We start from the raw sequence: 23,004 nt of genomic DNA, 5'->3' as shown, positions 1-23,004 counted from the left end.
AGAAGCGGTCAGGGCCTTTCTTACGATTAGTCAAGTAGTTTTATAAGAAATGATTAGAGGTACTGAATTTGAATTTGGAGGAAGGGGGTACCCCCTTCCTCCAAATTCAAATTTTCGCATATCAAATAGACCTAACGATTTCCTTTTTTCGCAAGGTCTATTTATGATATACTAGTTTCACACGATTACGAAGGTGTTGAAGCGATTTCGTAATCGTAGGGTATATTGTGTGTAATAAGATGAAATGCCACTTTCAATAGCTTATTCACACATACAATGGATGCAACTTTATGACATTTGTTATAAGGTTGCATTTTTAATTTATCATAGTAATCCACAAAATGATTGTTCCTAAAACGTCGTTGGCGAATCATATTTTGTATCGTAAAATAAAGGATTTTACGTAAATGGCTATTGCCACGCTTATTTATTTTATCCCTATAAAACAACGTACCCGATTGAAAACGTCTGATATCGATGCCTGCGTAGGCATTCAGTTGCTTATGATTATCAAATCGGCTTATATCACCTATTTCTCCAATCAAACGAACAGCTGTATTTTCACCTATGCCAGGGATACTTATTAATATTTGACATTCACTTCGTTCTTTTGAGAGCACGACCATCCGTTCGATTAATTCCCCTCGTTTTCTCAAAATGGCTAAGTATCTTTTCGCATAATCTTTTAACTGTTCGCATTGAATATCATTTTGATTCACAGCTGGATAGGAATCCTGTGCGGCTTCTATTAACTGAATTGCTTTTTTCTCCGCTGTTTTAGGAGCTAATTTTTTGTCCGTATTGGCGAGTAATCGATTGCGAACAACAGTTTTAGAAAGCTGTTTGACGCAATCCACATGAGGGAATAGCTGTAAAATATTTAAAAATAGTTCGGACTTTTGTGTGAAAAGCGATTCCAATTCCGGGAAAGTCAGTTGTAGTAACGTATGCATTCGGCCTCAAATTACCTTTAGTTCTTCATCTAAATCATGATAGTATCGTGAAAGTGCACGCATTTGATCGAAGTAATTGTTCTGTGTTTTTTTCACTCTTCGTTTGGTATTGAAATGACTTTGGGCCAAACGGTGGGCATCACTTTTATCGGTTTTATACATGCGCATAGAAGCTGTTTGAAGCTTTGACTCGAGCGGATTTAATAGACAGTATGAAAAACCATTATCATTCATAAATCGCTCTAATTGCCTGGAATATACACCTGTTGCTTCAAATACGATGGAGGGAACTTGACCGTCATTTCGCACTAAAGTAACAATTTGTTCGTATAACTTTTTGAAATGTGTTTGATTATGAAAAATCTCACCCTCAAAAATACAAGATTGTGCTGAACCATAAATAGCCATATAACTTTTCCCCATACTGACATCGAAAGCAATCACGCTTTGCATAAGTATACCTCCTCATTTTATTGTAGAAGTCTTCACATCACCTTATCGATTCCTTTTTCTTACACGATCTTAAGGATCCAACATACTGAAACTGATTCTTATAAGGACAGTGAAGTATGTCAGTTTTTCATACGAACTCGAGGTTCTGGGCCTGACTCGACCTATTCTTCACTTCTACTATAAAAAAATAGTAGCACAGACCATGGCCGTGGTCTGTGCTACTAATCTTAGTATGTTTTTCTGCCACATACGAAGTAAAAACAGAACGAGTGTAGGTTACTTTTTTATTCTGCATACCAGAGATTTAGATGTCGAAAAATTAAAATGGATTTATCTACAACATAAAAAGCAGATTCTATACCTTATTACATGTAGAATCTACTTTTTTCCTTATCTATTATAATTCTTTATGAAAAGAATAACTTACCTTGTCATATCCTTCTCTTTCATAAAATCGATGCGCGTCAACTCTCGAAAACGCGGATGTCAGAACGATAGAACTGCACCCTTTTTCTATCCCCCATTTCTCTATATATAACAAAAGAACCTTTCCATATCCTTTTGATCGATGTGATTCCGCCGTTACAAGATCATAAACAAAAACATATTTTTTATTATAAAAGTTCGTACAAACTGCTACACCAGCAAGACTAACAACTTCATCTTCGTTATTACATAATGAAAACAGTTTGTAATTCTCTTCTTTCATTTGTTGGAATAAAGAACTTACCTCTTCTTTTGAAAGCGCAGTTCGTAATTGTTGCAAAACAGGTAATACCTCATGTAACTGTGCTTCTGTTTTCACTTCTCTAATATTCATTATACTCTCCCCTAACTATTTATAAAATTTTCTAAATGTTATATCATCATTGTAAGTAGAAACTGCCTTTTGCTTAAGTGACAGTTTATCTATTTTTTATAAGGTCAGTTAGGGAGGTGAACTGTATACGATGGATTTTACGATTCCGTTACAATTAAAGAGCACAACACCCATTTATATACAAATTTACGACCATATAAAACGAGAAATATTGAAGGGAATGCTTCCTGCTGGAACTCGTCTTCCCTCGCACAGAAACTTAGCATCACAACTTAACGTTAGCCGTATTACAGTTGAATCTGCTTATCAACAATTATCTGCAGAAGGATACGTAGAAAGTAAACCGAAGCGCGGTATATTCGTTGCAAAAGTTGATATCGATGTGATTCCAATTGAACAAAATAGCTTGTCGTACGAAACTAGCAAACGAAAAGAGGAACAATACGATTTCGATTGTAGTCAAGGGATAATTGATCAAACAGCTTTTCCGATTTCAAACTGGAAAAGAGCATTACAAGAAACCTTACTCCAATACGAAAACCATTTATTTTCTAGAGAAGATCCACAAGGTGAATTCATTCTTCGAGAGCATATTTCAAAATATTTATATCATGCTCGCGGCGTAAACTCTTCACCTGATCAAATTATTATTGGGGCTGGTACACAACCTCTTCTTTGGCTGCTTCTTCAACTACTTGGTCCTACAAAGGTATACGGGATCGAAAACCCTGGATTTCATCGCGTAAATGCGATTGTTAAAAGCTGCGGGCTCCCAATTCATCCTATTCCATTAGATGAAAAAGGAATTGATATTTCAGCTTTACGTAAATCACATACAAACGTAGCATATGTCACTCCATCGCATCAATTTCCGTACGGAATGATCATGCCTTTATCTAGAAGACTTGAATTATTAAAATGGGCCAATGATTGTGGCGGCTATATTATTGAAGATGATTATGATGGAGAATTTCGCTACGTAGGAAAACCCATTCCCTCCTTACAAGGACTCGATTCGAATGAACGTGTTATTTATATGGGAACTTTCTCAAAGTGCTTTTTACCCTCTTTACGAATGGGATATATCGTATTACCAAATCATCTGTTACAAGCGTATAAAGAACTCGGGGGCATCTTTAAACAAACTGTTTCAACGATGCAACAACTTGCTTTTGCCACCTTTATTCAAAAAGGAGACTGGGATCGGCATATAAATCGAATTCGTACGTTATATAAAAGAAAACACATCGCGTTAGTTACATCCATCACGAGTGAAATGGGGACTCGCGTTAATATACTCGGGGAACAATCAGGACTTCATATCGTACTGCATGTTCATAACGGCATGACCGAACAAGCACTTATTGACGCTGCCGCAACAAAACGAATCAAACTGTATCCTCTTTCTATATACGATTCCGTGCATGATTTACGAAAGGAATCATATGTATTACTCGGCTTCGGCGGTATTCAAGAAAATTGTATTGAAACTGTTGTAAAATTACTGAAAGAAGCTTGGTTTCCAAACTAAAAGTAGCTCCGCGCAATTATAATTGCGTGAAGCTACTTTTTACACACTATTTTTCTAATGTTTTCCCTAAACATGTTGACATCCCTGGACGCTTAACACCAGTTGTTTCCGTTGAATAAGAAGCTTCAATTATGGCACTTGAATCTACAGAGAGAACGAGATCTTTCATCTTTGGATAAATAAAGCGGTTTGTAATGCAATAAATGATTCTTTGGTGTTCTCCTAAAAAACCACCTTCTCCATGTAGATACGTAACAGAAAGTTGCAACTCCTTCATAAGAAATTCACCAATCTCTTTATTTTTACTCAAAATAATCATGACACTCTTGCCTTGATTAATGCCATCTAATATGAAATCAATCATCTTCGTAACAATATAGAAAATTGCTAGTGAAAACATTGCTTGCTCGATTGAAATTGAACTACCCCCACCTTCACTTGGTTTAGAGGAGGGGGGCTTCTCGGTTAAAATGATAAGCAGTCGGTAAGAATTACACTACCCCTATCTGGCTTCGCTGTGCATCCTTTTTATCCAGAAAAAGGATACAGAAGAAACATCCTAGAATATATCGTATATACACTAGTCGCTGAATGACCTACAAAGATTGGATTAGAAGTTGAAACAAAAAACCGCAATGCTCTAAAACTTTACGAACAATTATAATTTGGCGGAATACAAGGAGGATACATATGCCAAACAAAGTCATTTATTCTGATTATGATATTTTCGCATCTATTTATAATAAGCATTGGGGACACTTTGCTGAGCAAGCCTACCCTGCGTATGAAAAACTACTTTTGCACAACGCACCACAAAATGCTCATGTGTTAGATCTTTGCTGTGGTACTGGTCATCTTACAAGGAAACTAGTTGATAAAGGGTTCACTGTAACAGGAATAGATGGATCATCCAAAATGATTCAACACGCACGCGAAAATGTACCCGAAGCATCTTTCATCGTAGACGATGCTCGTTTTTTTAGTACTGAAGAAAAATTTAATTACGTCCTATCTGTTGGAGATAGCTTAAATCATATTATGAATTTAGAAGAACTGACAAATGTATTCTGTAACGTTTACTCTATACTAGAAAACAATGGTATCTTCGCATTTGATGTCAATATGGAAAATGCATTTATTGACGGCTGGAAAAATCCATTTCATATTGTAGAACCTAATTATATATGTACAGTAAATCCCAGTTATGATCATATACAAAAAATAGGGAGGATGGATTTTATACTTTTTAAATATGATAGAGAAGATATTTGGAGGAGAAGCGATTTCTCTTTCACAGAAGCTTGTTATCCAAAAGAAGACATTATCTCTTCTCTGCAATCTGCCGGTTTTAAAAACATCCAATCTCATGGTGTAAATAGAATGATCTTTATATGTCATAAAGTGAACTAATACGTAAAAAGGCCGAATCATAACAATATGATTCAGCCTTTTCCTCATTTATTTTTTCTTAATATATTCACCACGGTAGTTATTTCACCATTTTCTTTATAAACACGTGGAATTCTTCGGTCTAACATACAAGTCACTTCATAGTTAATTGTTCCTAGTAAATCTGCAATTTCCTCTACAGAAATTTCTTCCTTACCTTGTTTCCCGTAGAAAACTACTTCATCTCCTACATGTACAGGCATTGCCTTTGTAACATCCAGCATTAATTGATCCATACAAACACGGCCAAGAACCGGCACACGAATTCCATTAATTAGTGCAGATCCTTTATTAGATAATTGACGATTGTAACCATCCGCATATCCAATTGGTACAGTCGCAATCCATTCCTCACCCGTTGTCACATACGTATTCCCATAACTTACACCACGATTTTTTTTCGCATGCTTAATATGAGCTACTTTCGACTTTAATGATAATGCGGGCTTTAAAGACACAGCTGTATGATCTACCTCTTTTGAAGGGTACATACCATAAATCCCAATTCCAACACGAACCATATTTTGAAACGTATTACCAAGCTCCATTGATCCCGCACTATTTGAACTGTGGATATACGGGAGATGAATTCCTAGTTCTTTTGCTGTATTTACAGCTTTCTCAAATAAACTCATTTGCATATTTGTATACGTTTTATCAACTTCATCAGCTGTAGAGTAATGTGTAAACATACCTTCTACTTCTATATATTTCATGTTTTTTAGTTCCTCTAAAAACGGCAAGACTTCCTCTTCTTGTAGACCAATCCGGCTCATTCCTGTATCGATTTTCACCTGAATACGAGCTCTCTTTTCAAGCTGATTGGCAATTTCGTTGATACCTTTTAAATCATCTATTCTATATACCGTTGTCATAATATCATGTTCAATCGCATCTTTAACAGCATCCACTGGCGTATAGCCTAAAACTAAAATCGGTACAGTCACTCCTGCCTCGCGCAGTTCAATTCCTTCATCTACAAATGCTACAGCAAGTTGATGAATTCCTGCCTCAATTGCCGCTTTTGCCACTTCAACTGATCCATGACCATACCCATTTGCTTTGACAGCTGCCATCATTTTAATATTTTCATCATTCACACGTTTTTTAAATTCTCTCACATTATGTTTTACATCATCTAAATTCACTTCAACAATTGTATCTCTTCCATATATCGAACTCATCGATCTAAACTCCTAACTCAATAATTGCTTTCCATTCTATTTCTCGTTTAATATGACCTTTTACAATATAATATTTTTCATTTTTTTAGTCAAACTACTAGAATTTTCGGAATTTTGAGTATGATATAATACTCTTAAGACACTATTATATATGAAAATGAGGAGAATTACAATGTTTGTTCAAGCTGCGCTGCATCAACTTAAAGTTGCCATTGATACATTTATAAAAATACTTAATCAATTCGACGAAAAAGATTTACAAATTAAACGACTGCAAAACAAAAGATCGCTATTTGAAATGTGTACTCATCTCTCACTGATTTGTCATGCTGATTTACTTATTTTAAATGGCGCTACACAAGAAGAGTTAAATACCTTTTATTTAGAACAAACATCAAAAACAATTCCTCAAATGAAAGAAATGCTACTCCAAGGATATGCACTTCTTTCTAAAACGTTCTTATCTTATTCAAATAATGAACTAGCTGAAGTTATGACCGCATATTGGGGTGTTTCTTATTCTCGATTCGAGTGGCTACTTGAAATTGTTTCCCACATTTATCATCATCGTGGACAAATTCATATTTTATTAGTTGAACATGTTAAGGACCCCAAAATTTCTTTATTCGAATGATTTTTTCATTCGAATAAAGAAATCAATAAGAACACGAAGAATTCCTTAATTAAAATTACTTAACTGGTGATTGTCCTTTAAATGATACCAAATTTCGTTAATGCGTAGTCTATTCCGCCTTCGCTTGCCTTTTTTGTAACGAAGTCCGCCTTTTGCTTTAGCCTTTCCCCACCATTCCCCATGGCAATTCCTAAACCTACATACTCCAACATATCAATATCATTTCCACCATCCCCAAAAGCGATCGCTTCCGATCTACAAATATTGAGATAATCCAACACCTTTTTAATAGCCGTTAACTTAGACACTTCAGTATCTTCAAGTACATTCGTAACGTAACCGTGAAAACGTTCGAATTTGAGTGTTGGAAATCTTTCTAGAAATTTTTGAGCTTCTGTTTCATCTGCATACAAACACACGCAATAAACTTCTTCTGAAAGTGATTGCATTCTTTCAGGATATTGTTGCAGATTTAAAGTCTCTTTTAATGCTTTCATTACCCGTTCATCATTAGAAGCCATACCATTCATTGCAAATTCCTCTGTAAAATAAGAAACACCATGACCATTTAACTCAGCAAAAGTTGTGATATCACGAACTATTTCTCTCGAAAGCACTGATTTATGTATAACTGTATCATTAAACTTTATATGAGCACCATTCGCAGAAATAAACGTATCTATGCCCATCTCTTTAAATTCTACACATAAATTGTAAGGTCTCCCTGTTGTCACTACTACTATAATTCCTTTTTCAATCAATTTCCCAATCGCTTCTTTTGTACTCGCAAGGATACTTCTGTCAATTTCACTCAATAACGTACCATCAATATCAAAAAATACAATCTTATACATATTGTCCCCTCTTTCCCTTATCCTCTTTAAACAAAGAAAAATATTAACACGTTATTTCTGATTTTTCAAACAAATAAGCGATTCTTATTCCTAATAAGAATCGCTTATTCCCAACAATATTATTTTTCTTCCACACTACCTTTTGTCTTTCCTCCAACACCCCAATGTGAACCCGGAATCTCATTTACTAGTACACGTACACGTTCAGTCTCCACATCCAAACTTTTTGCGACTGCATCCGTAACATTCGAAATGAGATTTTGAATCTGCTCCTGTTTTCTGCCCTCAATAACTTGAATTTGTACAATTGGCATACCCATCTCTCGCTTTACCCTTTATTCACAAAACATCGATACACTACCCAAACCGTCAAACTGCGCAATAATAGCGTCACCAGTTTTGAAAGCAATCGCTTCAGATAGTGCCCCGCTTAACACAATATCACCTTTTTTAAGCCCTTCATTCTGTAAACCAAGCTTATTTACCGCCCAAGCAATTGCCGTTGCCGGATGCCCAAGTACAGCTGACCCCGTTCCAGTTGTAGCCATTTTACCGTTTTTCGACATGACCATCCCGGTACTAGCTAAATCTATTTCTTCCGCATTCACCCATTTACTTCCTAATAGAAATTTTGAGGATGAACAATTATCTGCGATTACATCAGGCAATGTAAATTTAAAATCCAAATAACGACTATCAATAATTTCCAAAGCTGGCGTAACATATTTTGTCGCCTTTAACACATCATTCGCTGTAACGTTTGTACCTTGCAAATCCTCTCCCATTAAAAAGGCAATCTCTGGTTCTACTTTTGGATGAATCATTGTTTCATACTTTACTGGTTCCCATTCAAATGCTAACATATCATGTAATAAATAACCGTAAATTGCTTCATCAATTCCCATCATTTGTTGCTTCGCCTTACTCGTTAATCCAAGCTTTACACCAACTCGTTTAGATCCTTCTTTTATCTTCTGTTCAACTAATTGCTTTTGCAATATGTAAGCATCTTCTACCGTTAAATCAGGATGCTGATCCGTTACTTTTACCACTTCTTTTCGTTCCCTCTCAGCTTGAAGTAAATATTCAATAATCTCTGAATCCACTCCTTTAACTAAAGCCATTTTTACACCCCCGCTTTTATTTTTGCTAATTCGGCTGTAACATCTAAAATCATGTCCTCTTGACCGCCAACTACCTTTCTTCTTCCAAGTTCTATTAAAATATCACGAGCATCTACGCCAAATCTATGAGCTGCTCTCTCAGCATGTAGTAAAAAGCTTGAATAGACACCCGCGTATCCCATTACAAGGCTACCTTTTTGGATTTCTTGCGGCCCTGGTAACAGAGGAGCAACAATATCCTCTGCCAAATCCATCATTTTATACAAATCTATATCTAGCTTATATCCCATCCGATCCAATACAGCTAGTAGTACCTCTGTTTGCGCATTCCCAGCTCCTGCTCCTAAACAACGGACACTTCCATCAATACGGGTTGCTCCTTCTTCAATTGCAGTAATCGTATTCGCTACTGCAACAGAAAGGTTATTGTGACCATGAAACCCGATTTCAATATTTAGAGATTGACGTAATGCCTGAATTCGCTCGCGTACTTCGTGTGGTAATAGAGCTCCTGCTGAGTCTGTCACATATACAGCTTGTGCTCCATAGCTCTCCATAAGTTTTGCTTGTTCTACTAATTTCTCAATTGGTGCAGAATGTGCCATCATTAAAAATCCACACACTTCCATACCTAATTCCCGTGCAAAATGAATATGCTGCGCCGAAACATTCGCTTCTGTTACATGAGTTGCTACACGAACAAGATTTGCTCCAATACTTCGTGCTTGTTTTAATTCGTGGATTGTACCAATACCAGGAATAAGTAAAACAGCTACCTTGGACTGTTTACATTCTTCAACTGCCGCTTCAATGAGTTTCATTTCATCTACCAATGACTTTCCATATTGCAGAGTAGAGCCACCTAATCCATCTCCATGACTTACTTCAATATGATGCATACCAGCCTCATCTAACGACCTAGTTACAGACCTAACTTGTTCCTCTGTAAATTGATGCCTCATTACATGACTTCCATCACGCAAACAAACTTCCGTTATTTTAATTGGCATATCACTATTTCGTTTCATTCATCACACCTCGCTTCTGCTCTGCAATAATTCGGGATGCAAAGCCTTCACTGACTTTTAATGCCGCTGCTGTCATAATATCTAAATTACCAGCATACGGCGGAAAGTAATCCCCGGCTCCTTCTATCTCTAAAAATACAGTCACACGGTTCCCATCAAACATTGGCTCTTGTTTTAAAGAATACCCCGGAACATACGACCTAACTACTTCAACCATCTTATAAATTGCTTGCTTAATGGAGAATTCATCCATATGCTTAACTTCGCAATATACTGTATCCCTCATTAAAATGGGCGGATCTGCAGGATTTAATATAATAAGTGCTTTCCCACAATCTGCTCCTCCAACCTCTTCAATCCCACGCCTTGTTGTAATCGTAAACTCATCAATATTTGCCCGCGTACCTGGGCCTGCACTTAAACTAGAAATTGTAGCAACTATCTCTGCATACGTAACGTCCGCTACTTCATTGATTGCATGAACAATTGGTATTGTTGCCTGCCCTCCACATGTAATCATATTGACGTTTCGCATTTCTACATGAGTACTATCTTGTATAGCTGGGCAAACAAATGGGCCACATGCGGCTGGGGTCAAGTCAATCACTAGCTTCCCTAATTTTCTTAAGACTTCCGCATGACGAATATGAGCTTTGGCTGAAGTTGCATCAAATACAATATCTGCTATGCTAGGATTCTCAATAATTGCTTGTATACCATTATCAAAAATCTCATATCCTTCTTCCTTTGCTCGCTTTAATCCGTCTGATTCAGAATCTATTCCTATCATGGCAGTCATTTCAATTACTTCACTTTTTCTTAATTTATACATTAAATCCGTACCGATATTTCCAGAACCTATAATAACCGCCTTCACTTTCCCCACATATATTCCCTCCTTTTCACAACCATAAAACTATACGAATTTAATAGACACCGAACCAAGAGAGCCAAAGTCAGCTTGAATGACATCATTACATTGAACTGAAACAGCACCCGATAATGCACCCGGTAAAATTAATTCCCCAGCTTTCAATGAAATATTAAATTCACTCAGTTTATTACCTAACCAAGCAATAGCTTGTGCAGGGTGTCCTAATGCAGCTGCCCCTGCACCTGTAGCAAATAATTTATTATTTTTATACAGCGACATTCCAGCTGTACGCAAATCTACTTCAGATACATTAGAAAACTTGTCACCAACAACTACTTTTGCAGAAGAGCCATTATCCGCTACTGTATCGGCAAGCTTAATCTTCCAATCTGCAATACGACTATCAATAATTTCAAGTGTAGGTACAATATATTTCGTCGCCATTAGCACATCTACATATGTAATATTAGGTCCACTCAAATCTTCAGCTAAAACAAATCCAATTTCCGCTTCAACTTTTGGAGATACAAACGAATCTACCGAAATTATACTTTCACTTTCTACCTTCATATCATCTAATAAATGTCCGTAATCTGGTTCATCTACCCCAAGCATTTGCTGCATTGCACTACTCGTAAGTCCAACTTTCTTCCCAATCACTGTACGGCCTTGTCTTAACTTTCTTCCCACTACTTCAAGCTGAATGTTATATGAATCTGAAACTGATAGATTTGGATACCTTTCCGTAAAGGGCGAAATTGGCCTACACGTTTGTTCTGCCTGCATAAGTTCATCTGCTAATTCCTTTATTAACACTTGCATTTATTTCACCTCATTTTTTAAATTTATATTTATAACACATCAGTGGAAATACCATTCCACTGATGGAAGTTTCACTTTATAATTTCATCGTAACTGTCTTTGCTTCTGTATAAAATTCAAAGCTGTGACGTCCACCTTCTCGGCCAATACCACTTGCCTTAGAACCACCAAATGGGGTACGCAAATCTCGCACATACCAACAATTAATCCATAGTAATCCCGAATCAATTTGCGAAACAACTCGCTGTGCTCTTCTAAGATCATTTGTCCAAACAACTCCCGCTAGACCATAAATACAATCATTTGCGATACGAATTGCATCTTCTTCTGTTCTAAATGGTATAACAACTAAAACGGGACCAAAAATCTCTTCTTGAGCTACACGCATACGATTATCAACATCATATAATACAGTAGGTTCATAAAAGTTCCCTTGTGCTAAACTCTCGATTCTTTTTCCACCGTGAGCTAATTTTGCGCCTTCTGAAAGACCTATTTCCACGTACTGTTCAACTGTTTCTAGATGTGACTTTGAAACAAGTGCTCCCATATCTGTATCTTCATCAAGAGGATCTCCCACTTTTATCTTTTTCACTGCTGTTACAAATTTCTCTAGAAACTGCTCATATACACTTTCCTGTACAAGTAATCTTGAACCAGCTAAACAAATTTCTCCTTGATTCCGATAAATTGCTTCAATTGACCCTTGTACCGCTTCATCTAAGTCAGCATCTTCAAATACAATATTCGCTGATTTCCCACCTAATTCTAACGAAACTGGTATTAAGTTTTCTGAGGCATTCCGCATAATTGTTTTCCCTGTATTACTTTCTCCTACGAATGAAATACGTCTTACAGCAGGATGTGTCGTCATTTTTTTCCCTACCGTACCTCCTGGCCCTGTAATAATATTAAGTACGCCTGGAGGTAGCCCGGCCTCATTCGCAATTTCACCGAGCATGACTGCACTCAGAGGTGTATATGATGCTGGTTTCACAACCACAGTATTTCCAGATGCTAATGCAGCTGAAGCCTTCCATGTCATCTGCATAAATGGTAAATTCCAAGGAATAATTAGACTCGTTACTCCTGCAGGTGCATATTTTGCATATGACATAAAATTATGTTTATCATAATGTTCATGCACCATATACTTTGCCATCTCAGCAAAAAAACGAAAGTTATGAGCAGATCGTGGAATATCAAAACCCCGGCTCTCTTTAATTGGCTTTCCGACATCAAGTGTCTCTATATATGCTAATTCATCTACTTTTTCTATAATTAGATCAGACATTTTGCATAAAATTTCTGATCTCTCTTCCACAGGCATTTTGCTCCAAACACCACTTGTAAATGTACGCTCTGCCACGTCTATCGCTCGTTTCGTGTCCTCTTCATTTGCTTGTGCAACAGAGGCAAGTTTCATATTTGTCGATGGATTAAATGTATCGAATGTTTCACCGGACATCGCATCGACGTATTGACCATCAATAAATAACTTCGCATCTTTTACTTTCATTTTTTCAGCTAATAGTTCTTTATTCATATTCCTTACCTCCTACTCCACAATTTCTAAAACCATCTCGATTTCAATTGTTGTATTATTCGGTAGTTGAGCCATTCCAACAGCGGAACGAGCATGCTTTCCCTTTTCCCCAAAAACATTGACTAATAAATCAGATGCACCGTTCATTACTTTCGGTTGGTCGATAAAATCTTCTGCACTATTCACAAAACCAAGCAATTTTACAACTCGTTTCACCTTATTTAAATCACCGAGTTCATGCTTTACAACACTTAATAAGTTCAACATAGACTGCCTTGCTGCCTTGTATCCATCTTCTACTGATACATCTTTACCTAGTTTTCCATGGTACTGGTCAACACCTTGTCCAGCAGTAAACAATAAGTTTCCGACCCTTACACAACTTACATAATTGCCTACCGCTGGACGAATAGCTGGTAGTGTGAGTCCCATTTCATTTAATTTACTCTCTGGTGTTTGTACTTTCTGCATATACTACACCTCTTTTTTTTATATCAATATTTAAGAAACTCGCTGCATTTCCGCCAAGCATCGCTTCCCTTTGCTCCTCTGATAACTCAAGTGTCTCGTCAATTACTTTACCTGGCTGAATTTCTCGTAGTAAAAACGGATAATCCGACCCCATAAAAATCTTTTCATGTCCAAATCTCTCAATCATATATTTAAGATTAATTGGATCATAGTTTAGAGAATCGAAATAAAATTTCTTTGCGTAATGGCTCGGAGGATATGTAGTTAATCTCAGATGTGGCCATACTTGCCATCCTTGATCTAATCGCGGCAAAATATACGGAAAAGAACCTCCACCATGAGCAAAGCAAATTTTCAGCTTAGGAAACTTCTCCATTATCCCGCTCCATATAAGTGTGGCTGCGGCAAGAGCCGTTTCACTTGGCATTCCGACTGTATACATAAAATTATGATGTGGCATTCTATCACGACCTAATGTTTCCCATGGATGAATAAAAATTGGGACTTGCCACTTTTCAGCCATTCGGAAGAATTCAATAAATGACGGATCATCTAAATTTTTTCCATTGACATTCGTGCCAATTTCAATTCCATGTAAGTTTAATTCTGTTATACAGCGCTCCATCTCACGAACTGCCGTTTCTCCATCTTGCATCGGTACTGTTCCTAACCCAACAAAACGATCTGGATATGCCAATACTGTTTCTGCAATAAAATCATTTTGAATACGCGCCATGCTTTCCGCTTCTTCTGGTTTTGCCCAATAGGAAAATGTAACAGGAATTGGTGATAATACTTGTATATCAACACCTTCACGGTTCATATCTTCAATTCTTTTCTCTGGACACCATACCTGGTCTGTCACATCGCGAAAGCTCTTCCCTCCAACCATAATGGTTGCACCACATGTACAAGTCCGATTTAATATCGGCCACCGGCCACCACCAAACTTCTCTTCAAAATCCGGAAATGTTTCAGGAATAATATGTGTATGAAAATCTATTCGCACTTCCATTCCTCCACTTCTTCAGGCATAATATGTCCACAGTTTTTACATGCACGAATTTCCTTATTTGAATTAAAGCTATAAATTGCTTCTTTCACTTGTTTTTCGATATCGCTTAATTGAACCCGTACACGATGCATTTCATGGTTACACTCATCACAGAACCATACAAAATCCTCAAGTTCTCCTTGGTTACGTTTTCTTTCAATTACTAATCCATATGTGTCTGCAACGCGATGTGGTGAATGCGGTACCATAGCTGGCAGCATAAATACATCGCCTTCTTTTACTGTCACGACTTCACGTTTTCCTTCTTCCGTAATACATTCCACATAGCATTCGCCTTTTATTTGATAAAAGAATTCATCTGAAGGATCCACATGGAAATCACGTCTTCTATTAGGTCCTCCTAAAATCATGGCAATAAATTCCGAGTCTTGCCAAATTACTTTGTTATTTACTGGTGGTTTTAATAACTCTTTATTTTCATCAATCCATTTTAGTAAATTAAAAGATTGTAATGTTTTTGACATGCTTTTTCCTCCTTATAGTTCATTCCATTTATATTGTCTTGAGAGGCCACCCTAATAGTGAATGAGATCTCTGTAATTCTCCTTGAAATAAATGATTTCTGATCCTCGTGGAAGAAATTCGTTCACCGTCTTCACAGCAAACCTCTTCGACGATAGAAACATCAAAGTATTTCATCAGTAGGTCTATATCACCCTCGCGATTTTTTCCAAATCGAAAATCTTCTCCAACATAAATTTCAATTGGGCATAATCTTTGTAATTCTTGAATAAAGTAACTAGCCCTTCTCGTTACATACGACTCATCAAAACGAATAACGATTACATGCTCAACACCTAGTTCCTGAAATCGATTTAACTTCTCATTAATTGGCGTCAGCACTTGTGTTCCCTGAAAATAAGAACGTGGTGGTGGATCAAATGTATACACGACATTTGTAATCTTTAATTTTTTTGCTCTCTCTATTGCATTTCTAATAACGGCCTGATGTCCCTTATGCACACCATCAAATGCTCCAATAGAAACAATCGATTTTGTTAATTCAGGTACACTATGATCATGTATATAAATGATTCTCACCTCTCTTTTACAGTTATGGTTAAATGTCTAAATAACCAAATTCCTTTGAAATTAAATTTGCAGTATTCATCACACTTTGAATCATGACTTGGCTATTGCTTCCTTGCATATACGTTTTCGGACCAACAATATTAAGAGCCGCAATGGTCCTCCCAGTGTAAGAACGAATAGGAGCTGCAATGCCATATAACCCATGTTCATTTTCATTATCACTTATGGAGTAACCTTGCTTACGAATTGTCTGTAACTCTTCTTGAAATCTCTTCATACAAGTAATTGTGTTTGGCGCTCGAGGCAACAGCCCATTTTCTGGAGTATATTCTAAAGAAGAAGGATTAAATGAAAGAAGAACTTTTCCTGTACTTGTGCAATATGCAGGTTTTCTTGATCCGACATGAGTTGATATTTGAACAGAGTCCTTTGATGAAACTTTCAAAATAAATACAACATCTCCACGGTCAAACATACCGATATGCACCGTCCCATTAAATTTCCTTACAAGTTCTTCAACAATTGGAATCGCCCCGCTATATATCTCTTGTTGAAACATCACTTGATTGCCCCACTCTAACAATTTCCAACCTAATCGGTATTTTCTCTGCTCATCTCGAATTAACATTCCTTCTTCACACAATGTACGGACAAGATGGTGAACCGTACTTGGATTCATATTTAATTTCGATGCAATTTCAGAGTTTCCTAGAACTGGATCATCGTTCGTGAAACAATTTAGAATTTTACAAATCTTACTGATAGATGCTATCAAAATCACTTACCTCCTCTATTTCAGTTACATATAACTTGCCCTCCATATATAGCTAAAACATATAAGAAGATTTTCATCCTAACAGTAAAATTCTTTATACTTACTTAACGCTCCTTCCTTATTCACTAAAATGTAAGCGTACTCATTTTAGTATTAACTTAATGCATTCTCAGACGCATTCGTTTGCAAAGCACTGTCCACGAGCGAAAAAGATTGTTGCTTTTTATATGCATTATAAAACATACCCATTTTTCGAACTGGATCGCCAGAGTAATACCGCTCATATTGTAATAAACGTTGTCCAAATGCTTCACCACATAAATCCCAAGCTAACTTAAACAACCGAACGCGCTCTTCTGAAGATACTCCTTCACGACCAATATAGTATTTATGCATATCATCTTGAATCTCAGGATTCATAAAGTCAGCACCGGTTGGCGACATAAGAAGTCCACCCGCACCAATGGTTTGAATAATCTCAATGGCACGCGGATACATTTTAGGTAATAAGCTGCGTATCGTATCAAGTGGCAACCTTGCAGGTATAGCTTCACCGTATGCATTCATTTCATACTCATATTCAGCTACTTGCAAGAGTGCCCGGATTGTCTCTACATCCTGCATTAATTCTGCTAACTGATTCTGTACATTTAAAAAGCCGTCTACTCCAATTGAATCTGCTAGCTTTATAGCTACTTCTGCGGCAAAAGAAAGTTTCACTAATCCTCTGACTCCCGATTGGTGTGCCGGTTGATGTCCAATTCCTGTTTTTGGATACAGTTGATTTCCAGCCTCGACACTTTGATAAATAAACACTTTATCCCACGGGATAAACACATTATGAAAAACAAGGAGTGCATCTATTTCTTCAAACTTTGATGCAAGCGGATGATCAAACAAGGAGCGTTTTCCATCTTGCATTGGCTCGCGACAAAAGATTCTTAACCCTGGCGCATCAATAGGAACTGCAAAAGAAATTGCATGACGCTCATCACCAGGTTTAAAACTTGGATATGAATAAATAATCACTTCATCCGTAATTGGTGCAAGTGTCGCTAACATCTTAGCTCCGCTCACATACATTCCTTCTTCTGTTTCGTTCACTACACCTAAATGCATCGTTTCATCTTCTTGCTGATATGAAGCTTTGCTTCGATCATTCTGTGGATTGATAATCGCATGTGTTAAAAACAAATCTTGATCACGTATATGTTTATAATAATTTTTTATATTGTTCCCCCATGAGGAATCAAATTTTTCAAAAAACCATGCATTGCTCGCCATTGAAGTAACTGTAACATTTAAAAAGTCTGGTGTTCTACCCATTAGACCGAATGTAGCCTTTGACCATACTTCAAATAATTCACGACGTGCTTTTAAGTCCTCATAGTTTTTCGGAACTAAAAACGCATTCGAAACTCGTTCTCCTGTTTCTTTACATATATAGGTAATTTTGTCTTGGTATTTAGGATCATGCTGCATATCATATAATTTAGCAATTTGTAGAATCGGTTCCCGAAAAACATCTTCATTTACAACATCTGTTACTCTTCTTCCCCCAATCCAAATTTCAGGATTTCTCGCCTTTAATCCCTCAATATACTGAGCCCCTGTTCGAATCGCCATTTTTTCCCCTCCAATATATACATTTTGAAATTTACTATACAAATAAGTTTAGAAATTCTGCCCTTCTTTAAATTAACAGAATTTTTAATTATTATAAACCAATCCCTATTCGAAACTACTGCCTTATTTCACATTATGAAATTCTACTAAATTTTTTAAGGAACATGTAAAAAAGGGACAGTTCCCTATCCCTCTTACATCATCCATTCACTTTCTCTGCTTCCCAATAATATTTACTAAACACTTCAGCGAGTACATCAATCGTGTTATATAGCTCTTCTAAAGTATTATCAACGCCACCAACTTCGATAAGCATTGCATTTTTTGATAAATCTTGATTATAAACGCCATTTCCATCCTTTTTATATTTTGGGAAAATCCCTCGACTTAATCCGTAATAATTTTCATCTAGATATGAATTTATCGCTCTTGCAATCTTTTCATTATTGGAATGCCCTTCGTTTTCCATTCCTATTATAAAATATAACCTTGCATAGGATTTTCCATTAATCACTTTTGTCGTGACATCCTTCCGCCTATCGTCCCTATGAATGTCGATTGGAAACATAATTTTTTTATTTTGCGCTAACGCTTCTTTCACATAACCATGAGATGCATTATATGCTTGATACCACTTTAATTTCTTATTCGCTAATAAATCTCCCATATTTGTTTTATCATGAAAAACTGGTATTCCTTGTCCCTCTAATTGTTCTTTTAGACGCTCTCCTAAAAGCGAAACATTTACATCTGGACTCGATGGACTTTTCGCTCCAGGTAATAATGGATAGAAAGATTCCCAGCTATGTGTATGATAAATAAATACAGCACTTTCACCTTTTACATCGCTTTTATTTTTTTGTACAGGATTCTTTTCGTCTGCTTCTTTAACTTTCTCCTTCGCTACTTCACGTTCTTTCGTTACCTCTTCAATTGGCACACTAGATTCATTGGGAATATTCGTATAATCTGTTCCTTCTCCAGCTACGATAATATTAGAATAGTACTTTGACATCCCAGGCACTTCTTTCCCAACGAACGTTCTTAAATCTTGTATTTTAAGATCCGTCGCAATAGAAAATAACAAATTCCCAACTGATTCTCGCTTATTTGTTTTAAAATAATCAAATGCAAAATAATGATTTTCATTTTCCAACATTCGAACAAAACCTTGCATCGAGACCTTCCCAAACCACTGATTCACATAATAAGATTTCATTGTATGTAAAAGCGAAGTCACAATAGACGCCGTTGCTACTATTACAAATGCATAAGATAAAATAAAAAGTAGTAATTTTTTCCCACGTATACGAGTTGCATACTTCTTCAATGTATCACCTTCTTTATACATTGATATGTACAAGCTTTATGTAATATACATTTTCAATACACTGATTACATTTAGTGCAACTGCTAAAAAGAATAGGAAAGCAAATACCTTTTTATTTGATCTATACGCGTTGATAGAACTTAACGAGAAACAAATACTATATAGCCAATGTAACCAAACAGAATAATTTAAGTATGAATTGAAAATGATATCTTTCATTACCCAACACCAAATCAAAACAAATACACCCACCATACAAATCTTTAAAACATGTAAAAATCGTTTCATTGAATCCCCCTAAAAAAAAGAGAAATGGCAGCCCATTTCTCTTTCTCGTTTCTATTGTTCTTTTGGTGTATCAGAAGAAGGTAATTTCTTCGCTTGTTTTTCTTTAAAAATTTCACCGATTGCACCAAGTGTGCCGAGTGTTTCAATTGCATTTGATGGGATGAAGACTTTATTAGCTGGCCCTTTTGCAACTTCAGCTAATGATTCGAATGATTTATAAGCAAGAACGCGCTCATCTAAATTCGCTTCACGTATTAATTCAATACGGTTTTGTTCCGCTTTCGCAATAGTTTCGATCGCCCTTGCTTCCCCTTGTGCTTCTAGTTCTTTTGCTTCTCTTATACCCTCTGCTTCGCGAATACGTGCTTCTTTATCCCCTTCAGCCATTAAAATTTTACTTTGCTTTTCCCCTTCAGCACGAAGGACCTTATCTTGTTTAGCCGCTTCTGCTTCTAATATAATCGCACGCTTATTACGCTCTGCTTTCATTTGTTTTTCCATCGATGCTTGCACGTCTTTTGGCGGATTAATATCAACCACTTCTACACGTTCGATACGAACGCCCCATTTTTCTGTTGCTTCATCAAGCGCTAAGCGGATTTCTGTTGAAATTTTCTCACGGCCAGATAATGTTTCATCCAGTTCCATTTTACCAATAATTTGACGCATCGTTGCAGAAGTAATATTACGAACACCGTATTCATAGTTTGAAATACCGTATGTCGCAAGTTCTGGTTCAACAATTTGATAGAAAATAATTGTATCGATTTCTACTTGTACGTTATCTTTTGTAATAACTTTTTGCGGTGGTACATTCGTTTGTTGAATACGTAAATCATGGTATACGCGAACACGATCTACAATTGGGATTAAAAGATTTAACCCCGGATGCATAATACGTTGAAATTTACCAAACCTTTCAACAACCCCAACTTTTTGCTGTGGAATAATTTTAATTGCTAACGCTACAAATACAACGACAATTAATGCGAAAATAATCGTTAATGTTAATGCTACCATCCTTATTCACTCTCCTTTTTCACATATAAAACAGTACTGCTCCTCTTTATAACAATGACTCTTTCTCCAGCAGAAATGGGGACATCTGAAATAGCAGTCCAAATATCTCCATCCACTTTCACAATCCCATTTTCCTCGCTTGTAATCGCTTGCATGATGATACCCTTTTTACCAGCAAGTTTATCGACAGTGTCGGTAAATCCTTTTGCCTCTCGAAAGTTTTTGGAGATTCTTTTCGTAAAGAAAGTTAAAGTTAAACTCACAATTGCACCTACAACAACTTGTAGAAATAATGCCTCTGGAGCAAATAGTGCAATAAGACCTCCGACAACAGCTCCAATTCCGAGCCACAGCATGTAAAAAGTAATTGATAACATCTCTGCAATAAATAAAATTCCAGCTATAATAAACCAAACTACCCATCCATCCATATGCCACCCTCACTTTCTTTTCTATTTTCTACATGTATATGAGAAAAAGAATTGTTTATCCCGCTATTCGCGAGCAGCAACTCCCCCGTCTAAAGATTCAGAGAAAACAAGGTAGACTTGTGTAAACGGATAAATAATTGTTCATAAAAGCTTAATCCGTGAAGACTAACCATCAATAGCAGATAAAAAATTACACTCACCTACTCCATTCGGGGTCCATTACTAGAAGCTATTATACATATTCACTGTCGCAATGGGTATTAATAAAATAGTATATTAATATATTCTTTATTATACATGAAAATCCTTGTGTAAAAGTTACAAAAATAAAATTCTTTCCAAAATTTATTTTGCAGATTATATTAAATATAAAGAAAAAATAACTATTCAAAGGAGGCAGCTTTATTGCACAAACAATCCTTATCCTTTTATTGGATGTCTAAAGTGTGTATTACTCTCGCTGATGTTGTTTATGTTATGATTCTTACTACTCATATATATATGACAACCAAATCAGCTACTATCACAGCCCTTTTTCCATTATTACAAGTTATTACAAACCTAATCGCTAGTACATCTGCACCACTTCTAATGAATCGTTTTCCGTCTTATTCATTACTCTTTACACTACAATGGATCAAAACAATCTTTTTAATTCTCTTAACGATTTTATTTCCTATTTTATCATCAAACGTTACTGTTCTTTTAACTTTCGTTATCCTCATTTCATTATGCGGTGGCTGGAGTTCTCCTTTATTATACGCTGTTATTCCACGCCTAACACCACAAGAAAAGTTAGTAAAAGTAAATAGTGTCTTTTCTTTTTCAACACAAATCGTTCAAGCTGCTGCTTATTCCTTTACAAGTATAATTGTCCTTCTCATCGGGGCCACTTCTACACTTATCTTCAATAACATTTTAATGATTTTTGGATGTATTACATTATATGTTTCATTGCGTTCTATACAAGTTGAAAGAACTTCAGATAAATCTGTCTCCAAATCCGCTGCATTAATAGAAGGTTGGAAACTATTATTCCAGCACCCCTCTCTCCGTACAGTTACATATATGGATTTAATTGAAACATTTGCCGGAACAGTTTGGATTGGCGGTGTTACCATGGCATATGTAACGACCGCTCTACATAAAGGAGAAGAATGGTGGGGGTATATTAATACGAGTTATTATATTGGAACATTGTTAGGCGGCCTCTTAGTATGGCGAATAAGCACGTATATTCAAAATAACTTAATACGTTCAATGGCTATAGGATCGCTTATATTCAGTGTACTTACTTTCTTATATGGCATAACGAGTAACGGATTTATTGCACTATTTCTTTGTGTGCTAATGGGACCGTCTTATCAAATTAGAGATATTTCTCAAACAACTGTTTTACAAACCAGTGTAACACCTTCTTTATTATCAAAAATGTACACCGCTCACGGTACACTTACTTCAACCGCTTCAGGTCTATCAATGCTAAGCGTTGGTATTATTACCGATATTTTCGGTGTACGTACTATTTATATCATTGCTTCTTTTCTTATTTTATGTTCTGCTTGTTTATCTTTTATTTTACTAAAACACATAAAGCAGCAAGAAAAGGACGTTTCTCTTTAACTTCATAGAATAGAAAAAGGATAGGGTGCCCTATCCTTTTTCTACTATATAAATCCATTTT

23 protein-coding genes and 3 pseudogenes are annotated in these 23,004 nt (G+C 36.4%); 5 read left to right on the top strand and 21 right to left on the bottom strand.

Translation table 11 applies throughout. From position 1 onward, the window contains the following. Nucleotides 1-185: 185 nt before the first annotated feature. A pseudogene (locus V7183_RS13345) lies at nucleotides 186-1,406 on the bottom strand (IS110 family transposase). Between the two features lie 397 nt (nucleotides 1,407-1,803). Next, a complete protein-coding gene (locus V7183_RS13340) occupies nucleotides 1,804-2,226 on the bottom strand; it encodes a GNAT family N-acetyltransferase (protein WP_335359825.1) in 423 nt (140 codons plus the stop codon). A 130-nt stretch (nucleotides 2,227-2,356) separates the two neighbouring features. Between V7183_RS13340 and V7183_RS13335 the strand changes: the two genes are divergently transcribed. Then, entirely contained in the window at nucleotides 2,357-3,757 is a 1,401-nt protein-coding gene (locus V7183_RS13335) for a PLP-dependent aminotransferase family protein (protein ID WP_097899608.1), read from the top strand. Nucleotides 3,758-3,803: 46 nt separating this feature from the next. Here the strand turns inward: V7183_RS13335 and V7183_RS13330 are convergent. Continuing rightward, nucleotides 3,804-4,172, bottom strand: a pseudogene (locus V7183_RS13330) (YitT family protein); the annotation flags it as partial. An 87-nt stretch (nucleotides 4,173-4,259) separates the two neighbouring features. On the opposite strand from V7183_RS13330, the pseudogene V7183_RS13325 reads away from it, so the two are divergent. Both V7183_RS13325 and V7183_RS13320 read left to right on the top strand, forming a co-directional pair. After that, nucleotides 4,260-4,421, top strand: a pseudogene (locus V7183_RS13325) (GNAT family N-acetyltransferase); the annotation flags it as partial. 26 nt (nucleotides 4,422-4,447) lie between these two features. Further along, the gene (locus tag V7183_RS13320) at nucleotides 4,448-5,167 is read left to right on the top strand and encodes a class I SAM-dependent DNA methyltransferase (RefSeq protein WP_097899607.1); all 720 of its coding nucleotides are present in this window, start codon (nucleotides 4,448-4,450) and stop codon (nucleotides 5,165-5,167) included. A 44-nt stretch (nucleotides 5,168-5,211) separates the two neighbouring features. Here the strand turns inward: V7183_RS13320 and alr are convergent, their stop codons facing one another. Continuing rightward, on the bottom strand, nucleotides 5,212-6,390 hold the full coding sequence (gene alr, locus V7183_RS13315) for an alanine racemase (RefSeq protein WP_097899606.1): 1,179 nt from the start codon (nucleotides 6,388-6,390) through the stop codon (nucleotides 5,212-5,214). Nucleotides 6,391-6,562: 172 nt separating this feature from the next. On the opposite strand from alr, the gene V7183_RS13310 reads away from it, so the two are divergent. Then, a complete protein-coding gene (locus V7183_RS13310; RefSeq protein WP_097899605.1) occupies nucleotides 6,563-7,024 on the top strand; it encodes a DinB family protein in 462 nt (153 codons plus the stop codon). A 77-nt stretch (nucleotides 7,025-7,101) separates the two neighbouring features. On the opposite strand, the gene V7183_RS13305 is transcribed toward V7183_RS13310, so the two are convergent. From V7183_RS13305 to V7183_RS13225, 17 genes are all read right to left on the bottom strand, one after another. Continuing rightward, complete coding sequence (locus tag V7183_RS13305) at nucleotides 7,102-7,878, bottom strand: Cof-type HAD-IIB family hydrolase (RefSeq protein ID WP_097899604.1); 777 nt, start codon at nucleotides 7,876-7,878, stop codon at nucleotides 7,102-7,104. Between the two features lie 119 nt (nucleotides 7,879-7,997). Further along, nucleotides 7,998-8,198 carry a 4-oxalocrotonate tautomerase gene (locus V7183_RS13300; RefSeq protein WP_255257276.1) on the bottom strand — a complete coding sequence of 67 codons (201 nt, stop codon included), beginning with the start codon at nucleotides 8,196-8,198 and terminating at the stop codon, nucleotides 7,998-8,000. A gap of 15 nt (nucleotides 8,199-8,213) precedes the next feature. After that, nucleotides 8,214-9,002 carry a 2-keto-4-pentenoate hydratase gene (locus tag V7183_RS13295; protein WP_097899603.1) on the bottom strand — a complete coding sequence of 263 codons (789 nt, stop codon included), beginning with the start codon at nucleotides 9,000-9,002 and terminating at the stop codon, nucleotides 8,214-8,216. Between the two features lie 2 nt (nucleotides 9,003-9,004). After that, nucleotides 9,005-10,030: a 4-hydroxy-2-oxovalerate aldolase gene (gene dmpG, locus V7183_RS13290; RefSeq protein WP_335359824.1), complete on the bottom strand. Its 1,026-nt coding sequence runs from the start codon at nucleotides 10,028-10,030 to the stop codon at nucleotides 9,005-9,007. Then, on the bottom strand, nucleotides 10,017-10,916 hold the full coding sequence (locus V7183_RS13285; protein ID WP_097899601.1) for an acetaldehyde dehydrogenase (acetylating): 900 nt from the start codon (nucleotides 10,914-10,916) through the stop codon (nucleotides 10,017-10,019). The genes dmpG and V7183_RS13285 overlap by 14 nt, the downstream gene beginning before the upstream one ends. Nucleotides 10,917-10,946: 30 nt before the next feature. Then, nucleotides 10,947-11,726, bottom strand: a complete 780-nt coding sequence (locus tag V7183_RS13280; RefSeq protein WP_097899600.1) for a 2-keto-4-pentenoate hydratase — start codon at nucleotides 11,724-11,726, stop codon at nucleotides 10,947-10,949. Nucleotides 11,727-11,802: 76 nt separating this feature from the next. Next, nucleotides 11,803-13,272 carry an aldehyde dehydrogenase gene (locus tag V7183_RS13275; RefSeq protein ID WP_335359823.1) on the bottom strand — a complete coding sequence of 490 codons (1,470 nt, stop codon included), beginning with the start codon at nucleotides 13,270-13,272 and terminating at the stop codon, nucleotides 11,803-11,805. 12 nt (nucleotides 13,273-13,284) lie between these two features. Then, nucleotides 13,285-13,743 (bottom strand): RidA family protein, encoded by a 459-nt coding sequence (locus V7183_RS13270; RefSeq protein ID WP_097899598.1) that lies wholly within the window; start codon nucleotides 13,741-13,743, stop codon nucleotides 13,285-13,287. Then, nucleotides 13,715-14,758, bottom strand: a complete 1,044-nt coding sequence (locus tag V7183_RS13265) for an amidohydrolase family protein (RefSeq protein WP_097899597.1) — start codon at nucleotides 14,756-14,758, stop codon at nucleotides 13,715-13,717. The genes V7183_RS13270 and V7183_RS13265 overlap by 29 nt, the downstream gene beginning before the upstream one ends. Then, complete coding sequence (nbaC, locus tag V7183_RS13260) at nucleotides 14,743-15,282, bottom strand: 3-hydroxyanthranilate 3,4-dioxygenase (protein WP_097899596.1); 540 nt, start codon at nucleotides 15,280-15,282, stop codon at nucleotides 14,743-14,745. The genes V7183_RS13265 and nbaC overlap by 16 nt, the downstream gene beginning before the upstream one ends. A 28-nt stretch (nucleotides 15,283-15,310) precedes the next feature. Next, on the bottom strand, nucleotides 15,311-15,859 hold the full coding sequence (locus V7183_RS13255; protein ID WP_097899595.1) for an FAD synthetase family protein: 549 nt from the start codon (nucleotides 15,857-15,859) through the stop codon (nucleotides 15,311-15,313). Between the two features lie 19 nt (nucleotides 15,860-15,878). Then, the gene (locus V7183_RS13250; protein WP_335359822.1) at nucleotides 15,879-16,625 is read right to left on the bottom strand and encodes an IclR family transcriptional regulator; all 747 of its coding nucleotides are present in this window, start codon (nucleotides 16,623-16,625) and stop codon (nucleotides 15,879-15,881) included. A 153-nt stretch (nucleotides 16,626-16,778) separates the two neighbouring features. Then, the gene (locus V7183_RS13245) at nucleotides 16,779-18,251 is read right to left on the bottom strand and encodes a 4-hydroxyphenylacetate 3-hydroxylase family protein (protein WP_335359821.1); all 1,473 of its coding nucleotides are present in this window, start codon (nucleotides 18,249-18,251) and stop codon (nucleotides 16,779-16,781) included. Between the two features lie 199 nt (nucleotides 18,252-18,450). Beyond that, on the bottom strand, nucleotides 18,451-19,602 hold the full coding sequence (gene spoIIP / locus V7183_RS13240) for a stage II sporulation protein P (protein WP_097899592.1): 1,152 nt from the start codon (nucleotides 19,600-19,602) through the stop codon (nucleotides 18,451-18,453). A 15-nt stretch (nucleotides 19,603-19,617) separates the two neighbouring features. Beyond that, nucleotides 19,618-19,869 (bottom strand): hypothetical protein, encoded by a 252-nt coding sequence (locus V7183_RS13235; protein WP_097899591.1) that lies wholly within the window; start codon nucleotides 19,867-19,869, stop codon nucleotides 19,618-19,620. A 51-nt stretch (nucleotides 19,870-19,920) separates the two neighbouring features. After that, a complete protein-coding gene (locus V7183_RS13230) occupies nucleotides 19,921-20,889 on the bottom strand; it encodes an SPFH domain-containing protein (protein ID WP_097899590.1) in 969 nt (322 codons plus the stop codon). Between the two features lie 2 nt (nucleotides 20,890-20,891). Then, a complete protein-coding gene (locus V7183_RS13225; RefSeq protein ID WP_097899589.1) occupies nucleotides 20,892-21,320 on the bottom strand; it encodes an NfeD family protein in 429 nt (142 codons plus the stop codon). Nucleotides 21,321-21,725: 405 nt separating this feature from the next. Between V7183_RS13225 and V7183_RS13220 the strand changes: the two genes are divergently transcribed. Next, nucleotides 21,726-22,943 carry an MFS transporter gene (locus V7183_RS13220; protein ID WP_335359820.1) on the top strand — a complete coding sequence of 406 codons (1,218 nt, stop codon included), beginning with the start codon at nucleotides 21,726-21,728 and terminating at the stop codon, nucleotides 22,941-22,943. The last annotated feature ends 61 nt before the right edge of the window (nucleotides 22,944-23,004 follow it).

The sequence above is a fragment of the Bacillus sp. JJ1127 genome (assembly GCF_036965845.1).
In the GTDB taxonomy this organism is placed as follows: domain Bacteria; phylum Bacillota; class Bacilli; order Bacillales; family Bacillaceae_G; genus Bacillus_A.
The sequence above is the reverse complement of the archived record's forward strand: the minus strand, read 5'-3'. Positions and strand labels throughout refer to the sequence as shown.

Excerpts from the sequence above, each read along its gene's own strand:
- V7183_RS13340 (WP_335359825.1), bottom strand. The coding sequence starts at position 2,226 with ATGAATATTAGAGAAGTGAAAACAGAAGCACAGTTACATGAGGTATTA.
- V7183_RS13335 (WP_097899608.1), top strand. The coding sequence starts at position 2,357 with ATGGATTTTACGATTCCGTTACAATTAAAGAGCACAACACCCATTTAT.
- V7183_RS13320 (WP_097899607.1), top strand. The coding sequence starts at position 4,448 with ATGCCAAACAAAGTCATTTATTCTGATTATGATATTTTCGCATCTATT.
- alr (WP_097899606.1), bottom strand. The coding sequence starts at position 6,390 with ATGAGTTCGATATATGGAAGAGATACAATTGTTGAAGTGAATTTAGAT.
- V7183_RS13310 (WP_097899605.1), top strand. The coding sequence starts at position 6,563 with ATGTTTGTTCAAGCTGCGCTGCATCAACTTAAAGTTGCCATTGATACA.
- V7183_RS13305 (WP_097899604.1), bottom strand. The coding sequence starts at position 7,878 with ATGTATAAGATTGTATTTTTTGATATTGATGGTACGTTATTGAGTGAA.
- V7183_RS13300 (WP_255257276.1), bottom strand. The coding sequence starts at position 8,198 with ATGGGTATGCCAATTGTACAAATTCAAGTTATTGAGGGCAGAAAACAG.
- V7183_RS13295 (WP_097899603.1), bottom strand. The coding sequence starts at position 9,002 with ATGGCTTTAGTTAAAGGAGTGGATTCAGAGATTATTGAATATTTACTT.
- dmpG (WP_335359824.1), bottom strand. The coding sequence starts at position 10,030 with ATGAAACGAAATAGTGATATGCCAATTAAAATAACGGAAGTTTGTTTG.
- V7183_RS13280 (WP_097899600.1), bottom strand. The coding sequence starts at position 11,726 with ATGCAAGTGTTAATAAAGGAATTAGCAGATGAACTTATGCAGGCAGAA.
- V7183_RS13275 (WP_335359823.1), bottom strand. The coding sequence starts at position 13,272 with ATGAATAAAGAACTATTAGCTGAAAAAATGAAAGTAAAAGATGCGAAG.
- V7183_RS13270 (WP_097899598.1), bottom strand. The coding sequence starts at position 13,743 with ATGCAGAAAGTACAAACACCAGAGAGTAAATTAAATGAAATGGGACTC.
- V7183_RS13265 (WP_097899597.1), bottom strand. The coding sequence starts at position 14,758 with ATGGAAGTGCGAATAGATTTTCATACACATATTATTCCTGAAACATTT.
- nbaC (WP_097899596.1), bottom strand. The coding sequence starts at position 15,282 with ATGTCAAAAACATTACAATCTTTTAATTTACTAAAATGGATTGATGAA.
- V7183_RS13245 (WP_335359821.1), bottom strand. The coding sequence starts at position 18,251 with ATGGCGATTCGAACAGGGGCTCAGTATATTGAGGGATTAAAGGCGAGA.
- spoIIP (WP_097899592.1), bottom strand. The coding sequence starts at position 19,602 with ATGTATAAAGAAGGTGATACATTGAAGAAGTATGCAACTCGTATACGT.
- V7183_RS13235 (WP_097899591.1), bottom strand. The coding sequence starts at position 19,869 with ATGAAACGATTTTTACATGTTTTAAAGATTTGTATGGTGGGTGTATTT.
- V7183_RS13230 (WP_097899590.1), bottom strand. The coding sequence starts at position 20,889 with ATGGTAGCATTAACATTAACGATTATTTTCGCATTAATTGTCGTTGTA.
- V7183_RS13225 (WP_097899589.1), bottom strand. The coding sequence starts at position 21,320 with ATGGATGGATGGGTAGTTTGGTTTATTATAGCTGGAATTTTATTTATT.